This window comes from Planctomonas deserti (assembly GCF_003067705.1).
Taxonomy (GTDB): Bacteria; Actinomycetota; Actinomycetes; order Actinomycetales; family Microbacteriaceae; genus Planctomonas; species Planctomonas deserti.
This window is the reverse complement of the sequence record NZ_QANL01000061.1, coordinates 1-679: the sequence shown is the minus strand read 5'-3', so window position 1 is coordinate 679 and position 679 is coordinate 1. Positions and strand designations below refer to the sequence as shown.

Here is a 679-nt window from a genome sequence, read left to right as displayed (position 1 = left end):
GCGCAGGCAGGCCTGGGCTTCCTGCAGCTGGGCCAGGAAGCCGGCCACGGTGTCTGCCTGCAGGATCAATCCCGGCAGTCGCCGCCCGGGAATGCGCACCACCGCATGATTGCCGAGCTGGCCGTACACACTCAGTGTGGTTTCCGTCTTCATGGAAAGAGGCAGGAATTGGGCGTTCATCGCGTGCACCATGGAAAACCTGAGCCGCCGGCAGGCGTGATCAACGGGGGAGACGTAACCACGTCCTGCCGACGGTCAGGGGGGACTCGGGATACCGGGGCATGGCCCCGGTGCGGGACTCTCAGCGCGGCTGGGCCATTCCGGCGATCTGCACGCGACGGTTCGGCGCCAGGCAGGCGATCAGCTCACGCCGATTGCGCTGCTCGCACTGCACGATCGGCTCGGCTGCGCCCCGCCCTTCGGCGCTGATGCTGGCCGCAGGCACCCCGCCCTGCACCAGCGCGCTGCGCACGGCCTCGGCACGTCGCTGCGACAGGGTCTGGTTGTAGCTGGCACTGCCGATACGGTCGGTGTACCCGGTCACCCGGATCGACTGCACCTGCGCGGCCTCGCGTACCTGCGCCAGGATGCCCTGCACCGCCTGCTGGCCTTCAGCGCTGAGTACCGCACTGTCGAAGCCGAACAACGCATCGGCGGACAATCGCAGCGGCTGCTCCGG

Annotated in this window: 2 protein-coding genes; both read right to left on the bottom strand. The window is 68.6% G+C overall.

What is annotated here, in order from left to right:
* Positions 1-192 (bottom strand): DUF6959 family protein (locus tag DAI20_RS19535; protein WP_205781503.1); only part of this gene is annotated, 192 nt, incomplete at its 3' end.
* 109 nt (positions 193-301) lie between these two features.
* Positions 302-679 (bottom strand): OmpA family protein (locus DAI20_RS19530; protein WP_159085134.1); only part of this gene is annotated, 378 nt, incomplete at its 5' end.